Below are 632 nucleotides of genomic sequence, written 5' to 3' on the forward strand. Positions count from 1 at the left end.
CATCACCGAGGTTGACGTCGACGGCGCCGCCATTGCCTACGGAAAATATGACAAAACGGCGGCAGGCAGAATAACCCTGGATGCTTCTCTCTTCACGGCGGCCAAGGACTACACTATTGTGTTCAAAGCGGCCGGATACCCGGACGCCACTTTGATTCAGACCGTAATGGCGGAGCCTGATCCGGTTTACACGCTTTCACCTCAGACCGATGCGGTTTATACCACGGGAACTACCGGCGACGGCATCGATACCATGACGGTCAACTCCGGCCATACGGGGTTGAAATATTTCGCGGTTGACATTACGCCGGTCGTTTCTCATGAAGGTAATGAAACCGTGGTCTTTAGCCATTTGAGAAACGGTGTTCAGCTGGAGCTCAATGCGTCAGTGGCTGACTTTGATGTGTCCAGCACGGCCAAAGCCGGATTCAATGTAAATCCCGGCGACGTGATCAAGGTGTATATTGTTGACCAGTTGACCAATGACGCCAATCACAATCCGATAGTATTCCAATAATCAATCAGACGTAACCAGCCGGTTGGGCAAGGCTCTTTACCATAGAGGCGGAGTCTTTGCCCAACCTCCTATTAGGAGATATGGGGACATGATGATCAGGAGGCCTTTTGCCTTT

1 protein-coding gene is annotated in these 632 nt (G+C 51.6%); it reads left to right on the forward strand.

Going from position 1 to position 632, the window contains the following annotated elements; genetic code table 11:
* The coding region (locus B3W37_RS11850) for a DUF1533 domain-containing protein (RefSeq protein WP_483175909.1) at nt 1-517 on the forward strand (517 nt) is incomplete at its 5' end.
* Nucleotides 518-632: the final 115 nt, after the last annotated feature.

It is taken from the genome of Syntrophomonas sp. UBA5494, assembly GCF_002426325.1.